At 72.9% G+C, this 22,753-nt stretch carries 13 protein-coding genes; all 13 read left to right on the plus strand.

Annotated features, from left to right (window positions below; genetic code table 11):
- The first annotated feature begins 21 nt into the window (after positions 1 to 21).
- The 13 genes from ABT345_RS08905 to ABT345_RS08965 all read left to right on the plus strand — a co-directional run bounded on the left by ABT345_RS08905 (position 22) and on the right by ABT345_RS08965 (position 22,732).
- Complete coding sequence (locus ABT345_RS08905; protein ID WP_345087628.1) at positions 22 to 2,022, plus strand: ATP-binding protein; 2,001 nt, start codon at positions 22 to 24, stop codon at positions 2,020 to 2,022.
- Complete coding sequence (locus tag ABT345_RS08910) at positions 2,013 to 2,396, plus strand: hypothetical protein (RefSeq protein ID WP_345087630.1); 384 nt, start codon at positions 2,013 to 2,015, stop codon at positions 2,394 to 2,396. Before ABT345_RS08905 ends, ABT345_RS08910 begins: the two co-directional genes overlap by 10 nt.
- The gene (locus ABT345_RS08915; RefSeq protein ID WP_345087632.1) at positions 2,393 to 9,208 is read left to right on the plus strand and encodes an eCIS core domain-containing protein; all 6,816 of its coding nucleotides are present in this window, start codon (positions 2,393 to 2,395) and stop codon (positions 9,206 to 9,208) included. The genes ABT345_RS08910 and ABT345_RS08915 overlap by 4 nt, the downstream gene beginning before the upstream one ends.
- 30 nt (positions 9,209 to 9,238) lie before the next feature.
- Complete coding sequence (locus tag ABT345_RS08920) at positions 9,239 to 9,832, plus strand: HEAT repeat domain-containing protein (RefSeq protein ID WP_345087634.1); 594 nt, start codon at positions 9,239 to 9,241, stop codon at positions 9,830 to 9,832.
- 73 nt (positions 9,833 to 9,905) lie between these two features.
- The gene (locus ABT345_RS08925) at positions 9,906 to 10,577 is read left to right on the plus strand and encodes a hypothetical protein (protein ID WP_345087636.1); all 672 of its coding nucleotides are present in this window, start codon (positions 9,906 to 9,908) and stop codon (positions 10,575 to 10,577) included.
- Positions 10,578 to 10,580: 3 nt separating this feature from the next.
- Positions 10,581 to 10,964, plus strand: a complete 384-nt coding sequence (locus ABT345_RS08930) for a LysM peptidoglycan-binding domain-containing protein (protein WP_345087638.1) — start codon at positions 10,581 to 10,583, stop codon at positions 10,962 to 10,964.
- A 46-nt stretch (positions 10,965 to 11,010) separates the two neighbouring features.
- Complete coding sequence (locus tag ABT345_RS08935) at positions 11,011 to 12,102, plus strand: hypothetical protein (protein WP_345088149.1); 1,092 nt, start codon at positions 11,011 to 11,013, stop codon at positions 12,100 to 12,102.
- 61 nt (positions 12,103 to 12,163) lie between these two features.
- Entirely contained in the window at positions 12,164 to 12,688 is a 525-nt protein-coding gene (locus ABT345_RS08940) for a phage baseplate assembly protein V (protein ID WP_345087640.1), read from the plus strand.
- A 22-nt stretch (positions 12,689 to 12,710) separates the two neighbouring features.
- Positions 12,711 to 13,088, plus strand: a complete 378-nt coding sequence (locus tag ABT345_RS08945) for a hypothetical protein (protein ID WP_345087641.1) — start codon at positions 12,711 to 12,713, stop codon at positions 13,086 to 13,088.
- Positions 13,085 to 13,477 carry a GPW/gp25 family protein gene (locus ABT345_RS08950; protein WP_345087643.1) on the plus strand — a complete coding sequence of 131 codons (393 nt, stop codon included), beginning with the start codon at positions 13,085 to 13,087 and terminating at the stop codon, positions 13,475 to 13,477. Before ABT345_RS08945 ends, ABT345_RS08950 begins: the two co-directional genes overlap by 4 nt.
- Positions 13,478 to 13,488: 11 nt before the next feature.
- Complete coding sequence (locus ABT345_RS08955) at positions 13,489 to 16,713, plus strand: putative baseplate assembly protein (RefSeq protein WP_345087645.1); 3,225 nt, start codon at positions 13,489 to 13,491, stop codon at positions 16,711 to 16,713.
- The gene (locus ABT345_RS08960; RefSeq protein WP_345087647.1) at positions 16,710 to 20,558 is read left to right on the plus strand and encodes a putative baseplate assembly protein; all 3,849 of its coding nucleotides are present in this window, start codon (positions 16,710 to 16,712) and stop codon (positions 20,556 to 20,558) included. The genes ABT345_RS08955 and ABT345_RS08960 overlap by 4 nt, the downstream gene beginning before the upstream one ends.
- Positions 20,555 to 22,732, plus strand: a complete 2,178-nt coding sequence (locus ABT345_RS08965; RefSeq protein WP_345087649.1) for a hypothetical protein — start codon at positions 20,555 to 20,557, stop codon at positions 22,730 to 22,732. Before ABT345_RS08960 ends, ABT345_RS08965 begins: the two co-directional genes overlap by 4 nt.
- Positions 22,733 to 22,753: the final 21 nt, after the last annotated feature.

Here is a 22,753-nt window from a genome sequence, read left to right on the forward strand (position 1 = left end):
GGGACGGGGGCGGAGAAGGACATGGCGGGCAGCGGCGGGACGGGCCCGGAGGCGGCGGACGACGAGGCGGAGGGCGCGGCGCTGGCCGCCGCCGTCCGCGCCGTGCTCGCCCGCCTGGACGCGCATGCCGCGCGCACCCGTAAGAGCGGGAACGGCGACAGGGAAGAGACCGCGAACGGGAACGGCCCGCGCACGGACACCGGCCGGCCGGCCGCCGCGCCCTCCCCCCGGGCCCTGGACGCCCTCACCGCCTGCTTCGGGCTGACCGCCTTCGAGCGGGAGATCGTGCTGCTCGCGGCGGCCGCCGAGCTGGACCCGACCACCGGTGCCCGCTGCGCCGCCGCCTGCGGCGATCCGGAGCGCCCGCACCCCACCTTCTCGCTCGCCCTGGCCGCGCTCGACGCACCCCACTGGAGCGCGCTGACGCCGGTCGCCCCGTTGCGCCGCTGGCGGCTGGTCGAGCCGGCGGACGAGACCCGGCTGACCACCAGCCGGCTGCGCCTGGACGAGCGGATCCTGCACTTCCTCGCCGGCGCCCCGTACCTGGACGCCCGGCTGCACGGCCAACTGCGCCGCACCGTCGCGCCGCAGACCCTGCCGCCCGCGTACGAGACGGCGGCCCGCCGGGTGGCGGCCGGGTGGACGGGCGCCGGGCCGGACGCGCCGTTGCGCGTCGAACTGGTCGGCGGCGAGCTGCGCAGCCGCGCCGACATCGCGGCGGCCGCGGCCCGCCGCAGCGGGCTCGGCCTGTACGCGATGGCCGCCGAGGACATCCCGGCCGACCCCGCCGAACGGGACCGGCTCTCCCGGCTCTGGCAGCGGGAGGCGATCTTGCTGCCGGCCGCGCTGCTGGTGGAGGTCGGCGAGCTGGACCGCGAGCAGCACGCCGCGGCGGACGCCTTCATCGCGGGCGCCGCCGTCCCGCTGGTCGTCTCCGGTCAGGAACCGCGGCGGACCGGCCATCCGCGCGGCGCACGCGTCACCGTCCCCAAGCTCTCCGACGAGGAGCAACTGGGCCTGTGGACGGACGCGTTCACCGGCGTTCCCGAGATCACCGAGCGCCATCTCACCTCCCTCGTCGCCCAGTTCCAGCTGCCGCCGCACGTCGTCCGTTCCGCCGCCGCCTCCGTACGGCGCGACCTGCCGGACTCCGACGGGCTGGACGCCGCCCAACTCGCCTGGCGGGCCGGTCTCACCGAGGCCCGGATGGGGCTGGACGAGCTGGGGCGCCGCATCGAGCCGCGGGCCGGCTGGGACGATCTGGTCCTCGCCGACCGGCAGTCGCGCATCCTCCAGGAGATCGTCGCGCATGTGCGGCAGCGCGCCACCGTCTACCAGGACTGGGGCTTCGCGAAGGCGCTGCGCAACGGCCTCGGCGTCACCGCCCTCTTCGCCGGCGGCTCCGGTACCGGCAAGACGCTGGCCGCCGAGGTCATGGCCGGGGAACTGGGCCTGGATCTCTTCCTGATCGACCTCTCCCAGGTCGTCAGCAAGTACATCGGCGAGACCGAGAAGAACCTCAGCCGGGTCTTCGACGCCGCCGAACGCGGCGGGGCGCTGCTCCTCTTCGACGAGGCGGACGCGCTGTTCGGCAAGCGCAGCGAGGTCAAGGACAGCCATGACCGCTACGCGAACCTGGAGGTCAGCTATCTGCTGATGCGCATGGAGGCGTACCGGGGTCTGGCCGTCCTCACCACCAACATGAAGAAGGCCCTGGACTCGGCCTTCCTGCGCCGCATCCGCTTCGTCGTCGACTTCCCCTTCCCCACCGAACGGGAGCGGGCCGAGATCTGGCGCCGGGTGCTGCCCGCGCAGGCCCCGGCCAAGGGCATCGATCCGTCCCTGCTGGCCCAGCTCACGGTCGCCGGCGGCTCGATCCGCAACATCGCCCTCTCCGGCGCCTTCCTCGCCGCGGAGGAGGGCGACCGCCTTCAGATGCGGCACATGCTGGCCGCGGCCCGCACCGAGTACCTGAAGCTGGAGCGCTCTCTGACACCGTCGGAGGTCCACGGATGGGTCTGACGCACGAGGTCGGCCACGAGACGGTGCGGGCCACCGCCCCGCGCCCCACCACACCCGCACCGTCCTCTTCTCCCGCCTCCCCCGCCTCGCCCATCGGCACCTTCCGCATCGACATCGGCGAACTGGTGCTGGACGGCTTCGACGCCCGCGCCGTCGACCCGGACCGGGTGTCGGCCGCGTTCCAGGCCGAGTTGACCCGCCTGGTGCGGGAGCGGGGCGTCCCGCTGGCCGCGGATGCCGACGGCGCGGGCGTCGCTTTCGACGGGGTGGGCGGTCTGCCGCCGCTGCCCGCCACCACCCATCCCGTACGGCTGGGCGAGGCGCTGGCCCGCGCGGTGCACGCGGGCCTGGCGGGGCGGGGGGAGGCACGATGAGCAACGCGACCCGGTCCGCTGCTCCGAACGCCCGGTCGGACCGTGACGACAGGCGCCGCAAGCGCAAGGAGCGCTCCGCCAGGTCCGCGGCCCCCGAGCCGAAGAACATCGTCAGCGGCGCCGGGCAGCCCCTCGACCTGAGCGTCCGCCGCGATCTTGAGGAACAGCTCGGCCACGACTTCAGCCAGGTCCGCCTGCACACCGGCCGCGACGCGGGGCAGCTCGCCGAGCTGATGGGCGCCGACGCCTTCGCCGTCGGCCAGGACGTCTTCTTCCGCGAGGGCACCTACCGCCCGGGCACCGCCGACGGCCGGCGCCTCCTCGCCCACGAGCTGCTGCACACCGTCCAGAACCCGCACGGCCTGGGCGCCCTGCGGGCCGGCCGTGACCTGGGCGCGGTCAGCCTCCCCCAGGAGGCGGCCGAACGGGAGGCGGAGTCCGCGGCCCAGGAGTCCGTGCGCGCCGCGATGCTCGGCGCCACCCGCGGGGACGGCACGGCGCCCGCGGTCGAGCCCGGCCACGCCACCCCCGGCTGGCTCCGCTACGCCACCGTCGACGCCGACCGCCGCCGCCCGGAACTCCTCGACCCGGCAACCCTGGTGGACCGGCTGGCGGGCGGGGTGCTGCGGTCGCTGCGGGGGGATCCGGAGGACCGGTCGGGGCGGGTGCGCCTGGAACTCGCCCGGCTGGCACCGGAGTTGCAGGAATCGGTGCTGGACCGGCTGGAGGTGCGGCTGCTCAGCTCCGACTTCGACCGGCTGCTGGACCTGGCGGCGGAGTCCGAGGTCCTGCCGGTCGGGTTCCAGCCGTCGCCGACGCCCGAGCCGGTGCCCGACGCCGTCGAGCAGGTACACGACGAACGGACGGCCCGGGAACAGCATGCCAAGGGCGCCGAACGTGCCCGGAAGCAGCGGGCCGAGGACGCCCACGAGGAGAAGAAGGACGCCAAGGGGCAGGCGGAGACGGAGGACGAGGAGCAGAGCCGGGCGCGGCGCGACGCGGCGGCGGAGCGGCAGGAGGCCGGCGAGCGCACGGCGCACGAGGACGAACGCGCCGCCGAGGGCGCGGACGCCGAGCAGGAGCAGCAGCAGGCCGAGGAGCAGCAGGGCCAGGAGCGCCAGGAGGCCGATCGGGCCGATGCCGCCAAGGCCGACCGGGCCCAGGACGGCGCCGAGCGCACCAAGGAGGAGCGCAAGGCGCAGCGGGAGCGCGAGGAGGCCGACCCGGAGCAGGCGAACCGGCCCGGCGCCGACAAGCGCAAGCGCACGGACGACGCGAAGAAGCCGGCGGACGGCTCGAAGCAGGAGGAGCTGGAGAAGAAGAAGCGGGAACAGCCCGGAGCGGTCCGTCCGGAGAAGGTCGACGAACGGGCCGACCAGCCGGACAGTGCGCTGTCCGAACACGGGTTGAACGCGCAGGACGAGGAGGACGGCCCGCCGCGCGAGGAGGAGCAGCCGATCGGGCTGGAGACGGGTGCCGAGAAGGACATCGGCGTGAGCGGGGACGCCGGCGCCGCGGCCAAGGGCGGTACGGGCCCCGGTGAGGCGGAGCTGAAGCCGGAGGACTTCCTCCCGGGCGCCGACCTGGACGTCTCGTCCGTACCGACCGCCGAGCACCCCGATGCCGCGCTGCCGTCGTTCCCCTCTCCCCCGCCCACCAAGGCCGAGCAGGTCCAGCAGGAGCGCGAGAACGCGGCGGACGACGAGGAGCACGAGGACGGGCCGGAGGGCGAGACCAAGCCGCCGGGTGCGGAGCTGGGGCCGGTCGAGGGTGAGGCACCGCAGCCGGAGCACGGGCCGGCCGCCGAGGCCGGGGACCGTACCGAGAAGGACCTCCAGCCGTCGATGCCGGTCGAGCAGGAGGTCGGCCCGGATCCGGAGGCCGAGGAGCGGCAGGCCCAGGAGCCGGAGGCCGAGGAGAAGCGGGATCCGGAACAGGCCCAGGACAAGGACGAGGACGGCACCCGCCAGGCCCAGCAGGACGCCGACGACAAGGACGCGGACCGTGACGCGGGGGGCGGCACCGGCGAGGAGACGCCGGATGCCAAGGAAGCCCAGGACGAGCGGACGGAGAAGAAGGAACAGGACGCCCAGGAGGAGAAGCGGGAGGCGCAGGGGCAGCCGGAGGGCGCGGCGGCCCAGAAGCCGGCCGGGGTCCCGTCGGACGGCGCGGCGAGTGCGGGCGGGGATTCCGCCGCGGCGTCGGCCTCCTCCGCGGCCCCGCCGGCCGGTGCGCACACGGACCGGACGCCGGTCGAGGACCGGCGGCCGTCCCCCGCCGCGCGCCGGGGTGCCGCGCCCGTGCGGGGCGAGCGGGACGCGCCGGATGCGAAGAGCGCGGTGCCGAAGGAGGCGGGGCCGGGTGCGGCGCCCGGTGGGGCGGTGGGCGGGACCGAGCCGGCCAACGCGCCGTCGGCCGCCGCGGGTCCCGGAGGGGCGCCGTCCGCCGCCCAGGCCGCGGTCGGTCCGGCGGCCCAGCAGGCCGACAATCCGGGGAAGATGGGCGCTCCGGCGCCCGAGGGGGCGAAGGCGCAGCCGGACGCCTCGTTGGAGAAGGACGGCGGCGGGTGCGCGCCGCCGGCCCCGGCCGCCGAGAGGGACGAGGGCGGTGGCGGTGGCTGCGGCGGGGGCGGCGGCGGGAAGGCCGTCGAGGAGAAGAAGGCGAAGCCGCCGGACGTCTCGGCGCAGGATCCCCAGGCCGCGCTGAACACCGTCGGTCAGCTCGCGCCCGACCAGGCGCAGGAGGCGCTGCCGGGGCTGGACGGTGCGGCGGACAAGAAGGTCGGCGACGAGCAGCGGCGGCTCGACGCCAATCCGCCCAAGCGCGAACGCCCTTCGGGGGCGCCGCAGACGCTGCACGGGAAGCCGGAGGAGGAGGCTCCGGAGACCCCGGTGGCGGGGCAGCTGGAGAAGGTCGGCCCGGAGGACCAGGGCGAGAAGCAGCGGGCCAAGGGCAGCGAGAAGGCCGAGGGCGCCAAGCCGACCGACAACGTCCCGACGCCGCAGGTGCCGCCCTCGAAGGACGGCAAGCTGACGGAGCAGGACGCCCAGAACGTGGCCGCGGCGGCCGACCAGGTCCCCACCACCGACCCCGAACTGCACAACAAGACCGTCGGCCCGGCTCCCAAGATCAAGCTGGAGGGGGAGAGCGACCCGCAGCGCACGGACAAGCAGGCGTCCAAGCTCAAGGAGAAGCAGGGCAAGATCCAGGACACCGGACGGGCGGACGCGTCCAAGTCGCTGGGCGAGGACAAGATCTACCCCGATGCGCCCCAGGAGGAGCTGCGGGGGAAGGCGCAGGGCGGCCGGGCCAGGGGCGGGGGCGGCGCGGCGGCCGGCGGCGCGGCGAAGCCGGGCGCCGGGGCGGTGGCCAAGCAGGAGCGCGGCGGCGAGATCAAGAGCGCCACCGGCCAGGCCGGTACCCAGGTGGCCGCCAAGGAGAAGGAGCAGCAGCAGGGCGAGCAGAAGGCCAAGCAGGAGAAGCAGCAGCAGATCGACGACGAGGTCGCGCGCAACACCGAGCAGCAGACGGCGCAGCGCGGCCAGGTGGCCGATCAGGCCAGGACGGAGCGTCAGAACTGGCGCGACGAGCAGGACAAGAAGATCGGGCAGGCCGACAAGGACACCGACAAGGAGCACAAGGACGGCAACGACAAGATCACCAAGGAACGCGATGCCAAGGACAAGGAGGTGGAGGGCCGAAAGAACAACGACAACAAGGACATCGACGGCAAGGCCGATCAGGCGGACAAGGACGCCAAGAAGAAGAAGGAAGAGAAGAAGAAGGACTCCGACAGCCTCTTCGGCAAGATCGTCGACGCCGTCGCCGACTTCTTCAAGGACCTTCTCGACGCCGTCACCAAGATCTTCGATGAGGCCCGCAAGGCCATCAACGGCATCATCGACACCTTCAAGGACTGGGCGAACAAGGCGATCGACGCGGTCCGCGACATCGCCGTCAAGGCCATCAACGCGGTGGCCGACGCGCTCATCGCCATCGGCGACGTCCTGCTGGCCGCGTTCCCCGAACTCCGCGACAAGTTCCGCAAGGCCATCAACGACCTGCGCGACAAGGCCATCGCCACGGTCAACAAGCTCGCCGAGGGCCTCAAGAAGGCCGTCAACACCCTCCTCGACGCGCTCGCCGCCGGACTCAACGCCCTGCTGAACGTCCTGGAAGCGGGCCTCAAGGCCGCCATCAAGCTCTTCCGTGACGCCATCGTCGGCGCCCTCAAGTTCGCCGAGGCCGCGATCCAGGCCCTCGGTCAGTTCGCCGCTCTCGTCGCGGACATCGCCCCGGACCCCGGCGGGTGGCTCGCCAAGGCCGGCAGCGCCGCGAAGACCGGCATCCAGGAACACCTCTGGGGAGCGATCAAGACCGCCGTCAGCCAGTGGTTCAACACCAAGGTCGAGGGCATCCTCGGCCTCGGCAAGGCCGTCATCAACGTCCTGATCAAGGGCTGCATGTCCTTGAAGCAGATCGGCAAGATGGCCTGGGAGGCGGTGGTCGCCGCCCTTCCGATGATGATCGCCCAGCTCGTCATCGAGAAGGTCGTCTCGATGATCATCCCGGCGGCCGGCGCGATCCTCACCATCGTTCAGGGCCTGATCGCGGCCTGGCAGTCCGTCAGCGCGATCCTCGCCGCCTTCGGCAAGTTCTTCGCCTTCCTCAAGGCCGTCAAGGCCGGCCCGGCCGCCTGCCTGTTCGCGGAGGCCGTGGCCGCCGGCGTCGTCGCCCTCCTCGAACTCATCACCAACCTCCTCCTGGCTCGCCTCGGTCGCGCCGCCAAGGGTGTCGGCAACCGCCTCAAGGGCATCGCCCAAAAGATCATGAAGGGTCTGAAGAAGACCGGCAAGGGCGCCCGCAAGGCAGCCGGCAACGCCGTCAACCGCGCCCGCGGCGCCGTCCGCAAGGCCACCCAGGCCCTCCGCAAACCCACCGGCCCCACCAAGCCGAAGGGGCCCAAGGTCCCGTCCCGGCCCGGTGCGTCCACCGAACATCACCCCACGGCCCGCCCCGGCTCCAAGGGCCCCGCCACCTCCCACGACCGCCCCAACAGCCGCACCCCGGACAAGGATCGCGACCGCCGCCGCGAGGAAGACACCGCCAAGCGCGAGCGCGACGCCGAGGACCCGAAGAAGCGGCCGGACGCCGGGAAGCCGGAGCACGAGCCCAAGCGCCAAGAAGAGAAGCCCAAGCAAAAGCAGGAGAAGCCCAAAAAGAAGAAGGAGACCGAGGCCCCGAAGCGCGCCAAGCCCCGCAAACCCACCTCGCCTCTGGGCCGCGCCCTCAAGAAGATCAAGGGCAAGGTCAAATCCGCCCTCAAGAAGGTCCGCAACGCCGGCAAGGCGCTCGGCAAGAAGCTCCGCAAGTCCAAGCTGGGCAAGACTCTCAAGAACAGCGCCAAGAAGGCCCGGGACTTCTTCAAGAAGAAGCCCGATCACCTGCGCGAGAACAAGAAGCACCGCGCCGAACAGAAGAAACGGAAGAAACAGGACCGGAAGAAGAAGGAGAACTCCAAGGAGTCCAAGCAAAGTCGACTCGAAAAGATCGCCGCCAAGCTTCACCCGCTGCTCGAAAGGGTCGTCCGGCGCGGTATCGCGGGCGCCCCGCTCCGCGCACTCCTTGGAGGCTTGAAGACCTGGTACCGCCTCACGTCCCTCAGCAAGCTGCCTGAAGGAAATCGGGACAAGATCACTGCAGTCCTGAATCCCGAGCGGGATCCTTTGCGGAGCATGGAGGAGGGCCGGAGGATAGTTGAGCAGAATCAGCCCAGACTGCATGAAATATTCACGAGAGTAGCCGGCAAGGCCCATCAGGATCCACGCGTGGGCCCACTGGCCGAGCGTGTCAACAAAGCTCAGGACGAACACCAAGCATCGCGCGAAGAAGCCAAGCAGCGGGTGCGGAAGGAAAATGGTTCCGCGGCCATGCAGGCGAAGGCGGCCAAGACCGTGGTGCGCCCTGCCGCCGCACCCCTTGTCGAGTCCGCCGCCATGCGGACCGGACGGCCGGCAGGCGAAGAGAATATCGACATGGCCTCCCGATCCGAGGGATCGGCAATCGTGGCCGAACGAGGGAGACCGAACCCGGGGAACAATATCGTGCGGAGCGGATTGGGTACCGGACATTACACGGCCAAGCCGGGCAAGCAGGGGGCAGATCCGATGCCTGCCGCGGCCGAAACGCTGGAAGCACTCCAAGGCCGTATGGCGATCAACATGGGGCATACGAATCTCAGCGCCACAGAGACGTCCCGGATCACCCGAAGTCGCATGCAACAGGCATACCTGCAGCTTCTGCGGCGCAGGATGCCCACCGACGAGTTCTTCCACAGGGACCCGAAAGCCCTTGCCAGCATGGCCTCCATCGCGCGACTCATGGGCGTCGTCGAAGGCGGACGGCACCACCCCGCATCAGTGGCCAACCTCTTGTCCTGGCGCCTCGCCGCGTTCCCGGGAGGGACATTGCGGGATGTCGTGGTCAACACGAACTACATGTCACCGCTGAACGCGGTACCGGCAGCACCATTCATGCATGATCCAGAAGGACTCCAAGCAACTTACGGAAGGAAGGACGGGACGGGGCTGACCAAACGCGGGGAGAAACTCAACAGCACTACCGCGTTGATGAGGGAGCGGGAGGCAAACCTCTTGATCAGAGCCTTCAGCCTGCTCAAGGCCGACAATTACTACCTCAGTGACGAGCAACTCATCGCGGAGTTCGAAAAGTGGCTCTTGAGAGACACCGCACACTACCTGGCGCCGGGCGGCAGGATAATAACCCCCGGAGGGTCCGGGGCTGGTTCGTGACCTCCTTGACGAAACGTACGCACATCAGTCATGCATCACACCGAAGGAAGCTCGTTGACACAACTCACGAAACTCATCCCGAAAAATCCGTTCGACCGGGAACGGATGCACCGTCTGGCCGATCAGCTGAACTGGATACCGGTAGATCTGGGCCCCTCGGACAACGCTCAGCCCCATGAGGAAGTCTGGGCGCTCGGTGATTACCGCACCGCCGTCCACTGGATCGAGGACGATGCGTTCCGGGTTCACTACATCGCCGTCGAGGGTGAATCCCGCGCGCAAGCCGTCTCCGACATCCGGAACCACGTAGAGGTACACACCTCGGCTTCCCTGGCCGGTCTCGTGACCGGTGAGCGGGACACACTTGCCGTCATGGACTCGCTGCGGATGCTGGCAATGCAGAGCTCCGAAGAGTTCGATCCAGAAATTTTCGCCATGGTTCGTTGGGCGTTGAACGATCCGGAACCAGCGGTACGTCGCGTCGCCCTGCTCGCCTCATCCATCATGCCGTGGGCGCAACTCGATCCCCTGCTGGAATATGTCAGCCGGCACGATCTGGATGAGGCTGTCCGCACCGACGCCCGCGAAGCACTGGCCATCTTCCGCGACCGGATTCGAAACTGATTCACCGCATAGATCACGGCATTCGCGAACAGCTCACCACCTGAGGAACGGCCTACTTCGAGGAGAGGGAACCATGACCCGCTACGCCGACATCCCCAAACCCATCCGTTCCGGAATAGTCGTCGTCGACCCCGACCTCAGCATCCCGCAGCGCATCATCGTGTTGCAGTTCAACCCCGACACGCTGGAGCGGCAGGTGGCGCCGCAGGCGGCCGGTGGGGAAGGGGATGCCGGGGGCGGTGGAGGCGGGAGTGGAGGGGATCGGAACGAGGCTCTCCGCCTCAAAGGTCCCGCCCAGGAGACCTGGAAGTTCACCGCGGAGATCGATGCCACCGATCAGCTGGATGTCGCGGCGCCGGAGGGGATCCATCCCGAGCTCGCGGTGTTGGAGATGCTGGTGCAGCCGACGACCGCGCAGTTGCTGGCGGCGTCGAAGCTGACCAAGAAGGGGACGATCGAGATCAGTCCCATCGAGATGCCGTTGACGCTGTTCACGTGGGGCAGCAAGCGCGTGATGCCGGTGCGGCTGACGGAGTTGTCGGTCAATGAGTCGGCATTCGATGTGAATCTCAATCCGATCCGGGCCTCGCTCAGCGTCGGAATGAAGGTGTTGACGGTGAGTGATTTGCCGGCCGGGCATCCCGGGGCCGCGCTGTATCTCGCGCATCTGGCGCAGAAGGAGCAGTTGGCGCGGCGGGCGCGGGGCGGTTCGTTGGCGCAGTTGGGGCTGGGGAGGGGGATCTGAGGCGTGGGCATCGAGCCGTACGAGAGCGCGTTGGACGATGTGCCCGGGGCGCATCCGTATCCGCGGAGCAGCCGGTATGCGGGGATCGGTATCGGGGTGCATGTGCAGCCCGATGGGACCGAAGTGCGGTATGCGAAGCGGCGGTTGCTGCCGCCGCTCGCGGAGGCGGGTGAGGAAGCCGTGCCGCATGTCGTCAGCAGTGGGGAGCGGCCGGATCAGTTGGGGCAGCGGTATTTCGGGGATCCGGGGCAGTGGTGGCGGATTGCCGATGCCAATCCGGTAGGGGAGCCACAGGAATTGACGGCCGAGCCCGGTGTGGAGATCGCCGTGCCGTTGCCCGGCGGGTTCAGCGGCGGGCTCGGCGGGCCGGGGGTGGGACGTGGCTGAGGGGGACGAGCCGGTCGGGCGGGGGCCCATTCATGTCTCGCTGTACATGGGGCCGAAGCTGGCCCGGCTGGTTCCTCAGGAGGTGGTGGAGGCACTGTTGTCGGCGCAGATCACCAGTACCGCGGGGGAACGGAGCGGATTTCAGCTGGCGTTCGACCTGACGAAGAAGGGGGCGATCGTCGAGCGGTTGCTGCCGGAGGGGTTCTTCGATCCGAAGACGCGGGTCATTCTCACCGTGGCGGTCAAGGGGACGCCGGTGGTGTTGCTGGACGGGGTGATCGTGCGGCAGGAGGTGGGGAGCAGCAATCATCCCGGGCAGAGCACGCTGACCCTCACCGGCGAGGATCTGACGTTGCTGATGGATCTGGAGGAGCGGACGGACCGCTATCCGAATCTCGCGCCGTCGCAGCGGGTGGAGCGGATTTTGGGAAAGTACGCCGATTACGGGATCGATGCGCGGATCATCCGGGAGCAGATTCCGCAGCCGCCGCGGGAGCAGGTGCGCGTCGATTACCAGACGGGGACGGATCTGCAGTATGTGAACGAGTTGGCGCGGGCCAATGGCTACACCTTTTATCTGGAGCCCGGTCCCGTGCCGGGGCGGTCGACGGCGTTCTGGGGGCCGGAGCAGCGGCTGGGGCAGCGGCAGCACGCGCTGAACGTGAACATGGACGCGAATTCGACGGTGGACCAGCTGACGTTCGCGTACGACGGGACGGCGCGGGAGGAACCGCAGGCGCGGGTGCAGGATCCGGTGACGCGGCAGGCGCCGCTGTTGGCGCAGCCCGATATCAGTCCGCTGCGGCCCCCGTTGGGGCTGCGCGGGTCACCGGCGCTCAAGCGGAAGACGCTGAGCGGGACGGCGAAGATGGATGAGGGGCTGGCGAAGGCGGAGGCGCTGGGGCGCGCCGCCACCAGTGCGGACGCAATTTCGGGGTCCGGTTCGCTGGATGTGACGCGGCACGGATATGTGCTCCGGCCGCGGGAGTTGGTGGGGGTGCGGGGCGCCGGCGTCACGTATGACGGCGATTACTACGTCAAGACCGTCACGCACAATCTGCGGCTCGGTTCGTACCTCCAGAACTTCACGTTGTCGAGGGAGGGGCTGATCGCCCGCAGCGGCACCGTCCGGCCCTAGGCCGTATCCGCACCCGTCGCGCGTCACACGTACGCGGGGACCGTAAGGAGAGAAGCCACGCATGGCTGCTGCACCGAACAACCGCTTTCTCGGCAAATTCCGGGGCCGGGTGGCGGCGAACGACGACCCGATGGGGGTCGGGCGGTTGAGGGTCCAGGTCCCGGACGTGTTGGGCGACGAGGTGTCGACCTGGGCGCTGCCGTGTTTCCCGTTCACGGGTCCGCAGGCGGGGCAGGTGGTGGTGCCGTCGGTCGGGGCCGGGGTGTGGGTGGAGTTCGAGCAGGGCGACCCCAGCTTCCCGGTGTGGGTGGGGTGTTGGTACGGGCGGCGGGAGGAGCTGCCGGAGGACGCGCAGAAGGATCCGGCGATTTCGCATCCGGTGGTGATCCAGACGCCCGGGAAACACAAGATCGTGCTGTCGGACGTGCCGACCGAGGGGATTGTGCTGGAGGCGCCGGGCGGGGCGTATGTGCGGATCGATGCCACGGGGGTCCACATCAACAACGGGCACGGGGCGTCGATCTCCCTGTCCGGTGAGCAGGTCGACCTCAACGACGGCCGGTTGACCGTGCCGCGGAAGCACTGACGGGGACGGGGGAGGCAGGCGGATGGCGAGCGGAAACGTGCTCCACGGCGGGGTCGTCATGGGGTGTCCGCACGGAGGGCTGGTGGTGCCGGTCCCGGCCGGGGGCGGCGGCGCGGAGGCGGTGCGGATCGACGGAGCGGCGGTGGCGACCGCCGGGGATCCGTTCACCGTCAGCGGGTGCACGCATGTGGTGGCGGGCCGTCCGCAGCCCTGTACGGGTGTGCGGTTCCTGCCGGACGGCGGCGGGGAAGGGCAGGTGTGCGTCGACGGGGTGCCGGTGCTGCTGGAGACGACGACGGGGATGTGTTTCAGCGCCGGGCTGGTGCCGCAGGGCCCGCCGGTGATCGCGTGCGCCGGCCGGGGACGGCCGGGCGGCTCGGAGGGGGTGGCGTGCCGGTGAGGGCGGCAGCACAGCACGTACGGCGGACGGACCTGGCGTTTCCGTACCGCGTGGACCGCCGGGGGCGTACCGCGCATGCGCGCTACGACGCCCATGTGCGGGATCTGATCGAGCAGTTGCTGTTCACCAGTCCGGGCGAGCGGGTGATGCGGCCGGACTTCGGGTGCGGGCTGCTGGATCTGGTCTTCACGCCGAACAGCCCGGAGCTGGCCTCGGCGCTCGAACTGTCCGTGCAGGCGTCCCTCCAGCGCTGGCTCGGGGAGCTGATCGAGGTGGAGTCGCTGGACGTGGTGAGCGAGGAGAACGTGGTGCGGGTGTACCTGCGGTACGTGGTGCGCGCCACCGCCGGCCGCCGCGACGAGGTGTTCGAGGGGCGGGGGGCGCAGTGAGGAGCGGCGGTATGCGGGCGGCCGGGGTGAGCCGGCGGGAGCGGATACGGCAGGCGCGGCGCAACGGCGTGGACGCGGTGGAGGTCTCCGAGGACGGGCGGACGCTGACCGTCACCTTCCTCGGCAAGGCGCCGCACGGGCTGCGCCCGGAGAACGTGCGGATCGACGGCGGGCGGCGGATCACCGGCATCGAGGTGCTGGAGATCACCGTCGAGCGGGAGGAGGACCCCGAGCTGGACGACCGGCTGGTGGTGCTGCTGGACCGGGCCGGCGACTTCTCCGCCTACCGGCTGTCGGTGGTGGAGACCGACCCGTACGGGCGGCCGGGCACCGAGCCGTTTCCCGGCTTCGACCAGCGGTACTTCTCGGCGGAGTTCTCGTTCCGGCCGAACTGCCCGACGCCGTTCGACTGCGTGGACGGGGACGAGAACGGGGACGGCGGCGACGCGGGCGCCTCCCGGGCGGCCGCGCCCGTCATCGACTACACCGCCCGGGACTACGGCACGCTCCGGCAGGTCGCCTTGGACCGGCTGCGGCTGACCGCCCCGGAGTGGCTGGAGCGCAACCCCGCCGACCTCGGCACGACGCTGGTCGAGCTGCTCGCGTACACCGCGGACCAGATCAGCTACCAGCAGGACGCGGTGGCGACCGAGGCGTATCTGGACACCGCGCGGCTGCGGACGTCGGTGCGGCGGCATGTGCGGCTGATCGACTATCCGATGCACGACGGGTGCACGGCGCGGGCGTTCGTGACGGTGGAGGTGGTGGCGCCGCTGACGCTGCTGCCGGGCTCGTTCCGCTTCGCCGCCGTCGACCACCGCGGGGACGGGCCGCGGGACCGGCCGCGGCTCGGCTCGGTGATCGACGACGCGGAGCTGGCGGCGTTGGCCGAGCGCGGGTCGCTGGAGGTGTTCGAGCCGGTGGTGCGGGACGCGCCGCTGGAACTGCGGCCCCGGCACAACACGGTCCGGCTGTGGACCTGGGGCGGGGAGGTGTGCGGGCTGCCCAAGGGGGCGACCGCCGCCACCCTGGCCGACGGGTGGGCCGGCGAGGAGGGCGGCGCACGGGAGTTGGCGTTCGCGCCCGGCGATCTGCTGCTCTTCGAGGAGGTGCGGGGACCGCGGACCGGGACGCCCGGCGACCAGGACCCGGCGCACCGGCAGGTGGTGCGGCTGACCTCGGTCACCCCGGCCGTCGACCACCTCGCCGGGCAGCCCGTGCTGGAGGTCACCTGGGCGGCGGCGGACGCGCTGGCGTTCCCGCTGCGGCTGTCCACCCGGGGCGGGCGGGACTGCGCGCCCGTCGAGGACGTGAGCGTGGCGCGCGGCAATGTGGTGCTGGTGGACCACGGGCGGTCGCTGGACGGCGGCGAGGGGCACCCGCCCGAGGTCCTCACCGTGCCGCCGGTCCCCGCGATCCTGCCGTCCTGCGGGCCGCCGGCGTTCGGCTGCCCGGACGGCGGGCACGGCGGCAACGCGGTCGCGCAGCTGCTCGGCGATCTGATCGAGCGGGCCGAGGACGGGCGGGAGCTGACGCCCGACGACGTCCGGCGGCTGTTCACGGCGGTGGGCGAGGAGGCCGCCGAGCGGGCCGGGATCGGGCTGGAGTCGGCCGGGCTGCGTACCGAGCGGGTGGTGCCGGGGACGGCGTACGCGCAGGCCGCGGCGGTGCGCACGCTGCTGGCGCAGTCGGTGTATCCGGGGATCGCGCCGCGGTTCCGACCGGTGCTGGGCCGCTCGCCGGTCGTGTGGGCGGTGCCGTTCCCGCAGCCGCGGCATGTCGCGGCCGGGCAGGCGGAGCGGCTGGCGGCGATCCCGGAGCGGGTGCGGGAGCGGCTGGTGGAGCTGTGGCGCAGCGCCCGGGACCGGGACGGTCTGGACCGCGCGGAGGTCGCCGAGCTGACCGTGCTGTTCGGCCTGGAGCTGCTGGAGGCCCTGGAGCTGGCCCGGCATCCGGCGCGAGCGCTGCGGGAGTTGCTGCACCGCAGCCCGCAGCTGCTGGACGGCAAGTTGCGCCGGCTGGCGGTGCTGGCGGCGCGGGCGCGGGCCGGGACGGTGCTGGACGGGCGGACGGCGTGGGAGGTCGCGCAGACCTGGGGTGCGGCGTACGCCGCCGGGCTGCATCCGGACGAGCCGGTGCTGCACGGTCCGGCCGCCGCCGTCCTCCAGGACCCGCGGGAGGCCCTGCCGGCGCTCCGCCTCCTGGAAGAGCGGCCGGACGGCGAGGAGGACGGCGAGGCGGCGTGCGTCGCGTGGTTGCCGCGCCGTGACCTGCTCGGCAGCGGCCCGCGCGACCGGCATCTGGTAGGTGAGCTGAGGGACGACGGGCGGCTGGCGCTGCGGTTCGGCGACGGGCGCCACGGGGCCCGGCCGGCGCCCGGCAGCCAGCTCACCGCCCACTACCGGATCGGCGGCGGCACGGCCGGCAACGTCGGCGCCGAGGCGATCGGACACCTGGTGCTGCGGCGCGCCCCGGAGGAGTCCGAGGCCGCCGACGCTCCCCCACGCTCGACTTCGCTCGCGCGGGAGGTGCCCCCCTCGATTGCCGGGGTCCGCAATCCGCTGCCCGCGGTGGGCGGCACGGAGCCGGAACCGCTGGAGCAGGTGCGGCAGCTGGCGCCGCTGGATCTGCGGCGGACCCGGCTGCGGGCGGTCACCGCACAGGACTACGCGGCGCTCGCCGGTCAACTGCCGGGCGTCCAGCGGGCCGCGGCCGAGATCCGGTGGACCGGCAGCGTCCAGGAGGCGCATGTCGCCGTGGACGCGTACGGGACCGAGGAGCCCTCCCCGGCCCTGCTGGACGCCGTCGGTCAGGCGCTGGAGGGCTACCGCAGGATCGGGCACGACCTGGTGGTGCGGCCGGCGCGGTGGGTGCCGGCGGACGTCGCGCTGACGGTGTGCGCGGAGCCGGGGCACCAGCACGGGCAGATCCTGGCCGAGCTGTACCGGGTGCTGGGCCGCCGGGCGCTGCCCGGCGGGCGGCTGGGCTTCTTCCATCCGGACGCGCTGACGTTCGGGGAGCCGGTCCGGCTGAGCCGGCTGGTCGCGGTGGCCGCGGCGGTGCCGGGCGTGCGGAGCGTGGTCGTGGACCGGCTGCGCCGGATGTTCCACGAGGACCGGGGGGAACGGGAGGCGGGGGTGCTGCGGCTGGGGCCGCTGGAGATCGCCCGCTGTGACAACGACCCGGACCGGCCGGAGAACGGCCGGCTGGTCATCGAGTTCGGGGGTGGGCGATGACGGAGCACGAGAGCTGCGGCTGCGACGGGGGCGGCGGCGGGCACGACGAGCGCCGGGCGGATCCCGCGCCCTACAACCCACCGGGCCGTGCCGCCCTGAACCGCCGCGTCGGGGAGCACGCCTCGTTCCTGGCGGCGATGCTGGACCGGCTGGCGTCGCCGGCCTATCCGGCGCTGCGCGGACTGACCGTCCGCACCCCCGACGACCCGTCCATCGGGCTGCTGGACGCCTGGGCCGTCCTCGGCGACCTGCTGACGTTCCACGGTGAGCGGATCGCCGACGAGGGGTATCTGCGGACCGCGAACGAGCACCGTTCGCTGGCGCTGCTGGGCCGGCTGGTGGGGCACCGGCCGCGGCCCGGGGTCGCCGCCGGCACCCATCTCGCCTACACCCTGGACCGCGATCCGCGGGCCGGGGACCTGCCGGTGGTCATCCCGCGCGGGGCGCGCAGCCACAGCGTGCCGGCCGGGTCGGACGAGGAGTCGCAGACCTTCGAGACCGACGAGGACCTCACGGCGCGCTGGGCGTGGAACACGCTCACGGTGCGGCAGCGGCGGCCCGCGCTGCTGACCGCCGAGGACCTCACCTCGCGCCCGGAGCTGCTGGTCGCGGGGGTCTCCACGGGGCTGACCGTCGGGGACCGGCTGCTGTTCGACTTCGGGGCGCAGCGGGTGCTGCTGCCGGTGGCGTCGGTGCGGGTGGACCGCACGGAGGACGTGACCGGTCTTGGGCTGCCGAAGGCGGCGCCGGCGTCGCTGCCGGAGCTGGTCGCCGAGCTGCGGGCGTGGATCACCGAGCCCCCGCTGTCGGTGGACCCGGACGATCCCGACTATCCCGCGCCGCCCTCGCCGCAGGCTCCCCACCCGCGGCCGGTCAGCCGCTTCGTCGCCGACTTCGACGCGCAGGTGCTGGCGCCGCTGCGCAAGGACCTGGACGCGCTCGCCACTCCGGAGGCGTTCGTGGCGCGGCTGGCCGGTCCGCACGAGCGGCTGGCGGAGGCACAGGCGGTGGCGGCCGGGTATCCGGAGGCCGTCGCGTGGTTCGAAGAGCTGCAGGCGGTCGTCGGCGAACTGGCGCGGCGCGCGAGCCGGTTGGCCGGGGAGCCGGTGGCGGATCCCGCGCCCGGGGAGACCGCGCCCGGCGTTGCGGCCGTGGCCGCCGGGGAGGACCCGGCCGCCGCTCCCCCGGTTCCGGCGGCGCTGGCCGCGCTCGCCGCCGTGCTGCCCGCGCTGCGCACCCGGGTCGTCCGTCCGCCGTCCGCGGCCCGGGAGGCGGCCGGCGGCCCCGGGCAGGCGTTCGGCGCCGGCGCGGAGCTGGGCGCGCGGCTGCTCGCCGCGCTGGACCCGCGGGTCGCCGACGGCCTCTATCCGGCGTGGCGGAGCGTCGCGGCACCGGGCCGGTCCGCCGCCGCGGCGCCCGACCGGCCGCTGCTGCGCGCCCTGCTGGCCATGCGGGTCACCGCCGCCCCGTTCGGCGCGACGGCCCCGCTCAAGCCCGTCCAGGACGAGCGCGGGCGGGTCATCCGGACCGCGGACTGGCCGCTGACCGGGGCGGCGCTGACCACGGTGCGGGTGGCGTTCGACACCGCGGGGAAGACCCTGGTCCGGGCCGAGGTCCAGCATGTGGAGGCCGGGAACTCGGTGCAGCGGGCGGAGAACCTGCCCGCCGACACCCGCTTCGAACTGGGCCCGGGACAGGTCGAGTTGCAGTCCCGGACGGCCCCCGAGCACGAGGTGGGCTGGCTGGGCCGGCGCTCCGCGGACGCCCAGGAGGCCGGGGTGAGCGCGCGGCTGCTGGCCGGGCTGCCGGAGCGGACGCTGTTCGTCTCCCGGCCCGGTGAGGACGGGCGGGTGCACGTCTCGGTCGAGGGCGGCACGGCGCAGTCCTGGCAGTTGGCGCCGGGCGAGCACCGGCAGGTCACGGACGGCGCGTTCGAGGTGCGGGTGCGGGTGGCGGCCGGCGGGGAGCCGCCCGGTGTGGAGATCGCGATCGCGACGGTGCCCACGCCGGCCGACCGGCACGCGCTGGCGCTGGACGCGGTGTACGACGGGATCACGGTCGGCAGCTGGGTCGCCGTCGAGCGGCCCCGCAAGGGCGCCGACGGCCCGGACGGCGTCCCCGGCGACAAGAAGCTGGCGTTCGTCACCACCCGGGTCACCGCGGTCCGCACCGCGGTGCACGCGCAGTACGGGATCACCGGCCGCGGCACCCTGCTGACGCTGGCCGATCCGTGGCTGGACGAGCACGATGTGACGCTGGACGCGATCCGGGACACCACCGTGCACGCCGCGGGCCAGGAACTGACGCAGGCGGACGAGCCGGTGGGCGAGGACGTGCACGGCGACCGGCTGGAGCTGGCCGAGCTGTACGACGGGTTGCGGCCGGGGCGCCGGCTGATCGTCTCGGGCGAGCGGACCGACGTCCCCGGAGTGAGGGGGGTGCGCGGCACCGAACTCGCGGTGATCGCCGAGGTGACGCAGACCCTCGATCCGGAGCTGCCCGGGGACCGGGTGCACACCACGCTCGCCCTCACCCAGAACCTCGCCCACCGCTACCGGCGGGAGACGGTCCGGGTCCAGGGCAACGTGGTCCCGGCGTCGCACGGCGAGAGCCGCGACGAGGCGATCGGCAGCGGTGACGCCGCGCGCACCCACCAGACCTTCGCGCTGTGGCAGTCCCCGCTGACCTGGCGTCCGGCCGACACCCCCCTGGGCGCCGTACCGCAGTTGGAGATCCGGGTGGACGGGCTGCGCTGGCACCCGGTGGACAGCCTGGCCGGGCGGGGGCCCGAGGAGCGGGTGTACGTCACCGGCACCGCGGGGGACGGCAGGACGACCGTGATGTTCGGGGACGGGGTGCACGGCGCCCGGCTGCCGACCGGCCACGACAACGTGCGGGCCCGCTACCGCTTCGGCACCGGCCGGGGCGCCAACGTCGCGGCGGACCGGATCACCCAGGCCGTCACCCGTCCGCTGGGCGTCACCGCCGTCACCAATCCGCAGCCGGCCACCGGCGGCGCGGACGCGGACGGCCCGGCGCTGACCCGGCGCACCGTCCCGCTGGCGGTCTCCGCCCTGGACCGGCTGGTGTCGACGGCCGACTACGAGGACTTCGCGCGCTCCCGGGCGGGTATCGGCCGGGCGTCGGCCCGCGAGGTGTTCGACGGGCGGCGGCAGGTGCTGCACGTGACGGTGGCCGGGGTGGACGACATCCCCCTCGCGCCGGACGCGGAGGTGCTGCGGGCGCTGCGGGCCTCGCTGGCGGAGTACGGCGACGGGCGGCTGCCGGTGCGGGTCGACGTGCGGGAGCCGGTGCTGCTGCTGTGCGCGGCGAAGATCAAGGTGGCCCCGGACCACGCCTGGCCGCTGGTCGAGCCGCGGGTCCGGGCGGCGCTGCTGGCGCGGCTGGGGTATGACGGCCGGGAGCTGGGGCAGCCGGCCCGGCTGTCGGAGGTGCTGGCCGCAGCCCAAGCGGTGCCCGGGGTGGACTATGTGGATGTGGACGCCTTCACCGGCGTCCCGGCGTCCGTCACCGCGGCCGAACTCGCCGTGCTGGCAGACACATTGGCGGGCCCGCCGCGGGCGTCCGTACCGGCCCGGCTCGCCCACTTCGACGAGCGGATCCACGAGGTCACCGCGGACGACGGCCAGACGCTGACCTCCGTCGCCGCCGAGTACGGCATGTCCCTGGCCGCGCTGCTGGCCCTCAACCCCGACCTGACCGACACCCGCCCGCTGCCCAAGGGCCGCGCGGTCTGCGTCTTCCGCGGCGTCCGGCCGGCGCAGCTCGCGCTGTTCGCCCCGCGCGTCGCGGGCACGCTGATCCTTACCGAGGAGACCCGATGACCACCAACAGGGAGCCGGACGGGCTCGCGGAGCTGCTCCCGCAGTGGCACCGGCTGCGCGACGCCGAGCAGGGCGAGCCACTGCGGGCCCTGCTGGCGGTGATCGCCGAGCAGGTGGACCGGGTCCGGGACGGCGTCGCCCAGCAGTACGACGACTGGTTCGTGGAGACCGCCGCCGAGTGGGTGCTGCCCTACCTGGGCGATCTGGTGGGCTACCGCCCGCTGCCCGGCTACGAGCGGGTGCTCGCCACCGGGCTGCGCGACGGCGGGCTGCCGGACTCCTCGCGGCGGCGGCTGGCCCAGGCGCTGGCGCCGCGCCGCGATGTGGCCGCCACGGTCGGCAACCGGCGGCGCAAGGGCACCCTGGCGCTCCTTGAGGAGCTGTCCGAGGAGGTGGCGGGCTGGCCGGCGCGGGCGGTGGAGTTCTCCCGGCTGGTGGCGCACCAGCAGCCGGTGCGGCTCTACGGGGCGGCCACCGAGGCGGCGGACGCGCGGCGGCGCGGGCGCGGCCGGCTGGTGGACGTCCGCGACGGCGCGGCACTCGACCTGGCCGGCGGACCGTTCTGCACCCTCCCCCGCTCGGTGGACGTACGGCGCGCCAACTCCGCGCATTCTCAAGGGAGTTGCTCGCCCGCCGGGGTCGGCCTGTTCGTCTGGCGGCTGAAGCCGTACCCGGTGACCCGCGCGCCGGCGTACTGCCTGGACCGGGCCCGCAACCTCTACACCTTCTCGATCCTCGGCAACGACACCCCGCTGGTGACCCGCCCGGAGCCGGAGCCGTCGGCGACCCACCTCGCCACCGTCGACAACGTCCCGGCGCTGATCACCCGCCGTCTGCTGCACGACCGGCTCGCGGACTACTACGGGCCGGGCAAGAGCTTCGTGATCCGGCGGGACGACGAGGACCACCCGGTCCCGTTGGCCGACATCGTCGTCGCGGATCTCACCGGCTGGCGCTACCGGCCCAGGCGCGGGCAGATCGCCGTCGACCCGGAGCTGGGACGGATCGCGTTCGGGACCCGCTCGGCGCCGCGGCAGGGCATCTGGGTGGACTACCACTACGGGTTCGGGGACGACCTGGGCGGCGGCGAGTACCACCGGGAGCCCGTGACCCCGCCGGACGCCGCCGTCTACCGGGTCGGCCCCGACGCCCCGTTCCGCCGGATCATGGAAGCCTACGCGGCCTGGCAGCACGACCGGCGCTCCGGCCGCTGCGGCCCCGACGGCGTCATCGAGATCGTCCACAGCGGCGCCTACCAGGAGCAGTTGGACTTCGATCTGGAGCCGGGCGACCGGCTGCAGCTGCGCGCGGCGGAGGGCACCCGCCCGGTGATCCGGCTGCTGGACTGGTACAGCAACCGGCCGGACGCGCTCAACGTGCGGGCCGTGGCGGACGGGTGCGCGCCGGGCGAGCGCCCGCGGATGGTGCTGGACGGGCTGCTGGTGACCGGCCGCGGCGTGAACGTCACCGGCCCGCTGGGCTCCCTGGTGCTGCGGCACTGCACCCTGGTGCCCGGCTGGTCGCTGGAGCCGGAGTGCCACCCCGTCTCCCCCGAGGAGCCGAGCCTGGTCCTGGACCGCACCACGGCCTGCGTGGAGATCGACCGTACGATCCTCGGCACCATCGAGGTGCTCGGCGACGAGGTCGGCACCGATCCGCTCCCGATCCATCTGCGCGACAGCATCCTGGACGCCACCGGCACCGACCGCGCCGCGCTGTCCGCGCCGGACTGCCGGCACGCTCATGCGCAGCTGTCGGCGCACCGGACCACGGTCCTGGGCGAGGTCCATGTGCACGCGGTGCGGATCGCCGAGAACAGCCTCTTCACCGGCCTGGTGCGGGTGGCCCGGCGCCAGGTGGGCTGCGTCCGCTTCAGCTACCTCCCGCCCGGCTCGCGCACCCCGCGGCGCCACCGCTGCCCACCGGACCCGGCGGGCCCCGGCGGGGAGGCCTCCCGCATCCGGCCGCTGCTGCGCGGCGAGCGCTACGGATCGCCGTGGTACGGGCAGTTGGCGGCGGGCTGCCCCGAGGAGATCGCCCGCGGCGCGGAGGACGGCGCCGAGCTCGGCGCGTACCACGACCTCTATCTCCCGCAGCGCACGGACAGCCTGCGGGCCCGGCTCGCGGAGTACACCCCGGCGGGCACCGAGGCGGGGATCGTGTTCGTCACATGACCCCCGCCCGCCCGCCGTCGC

Source organism: Streptomyces sp. NPDC000404 (assembly GCF_040300365.1).
In the GTDB taxonomy this organism is placed as follows: domain Bacteria; phylum Actinomycetota; class Actinomycetes; order Streptomycetales; family Streptomycetaceae; genus Streptomyces; species Streptomyces ramulosus.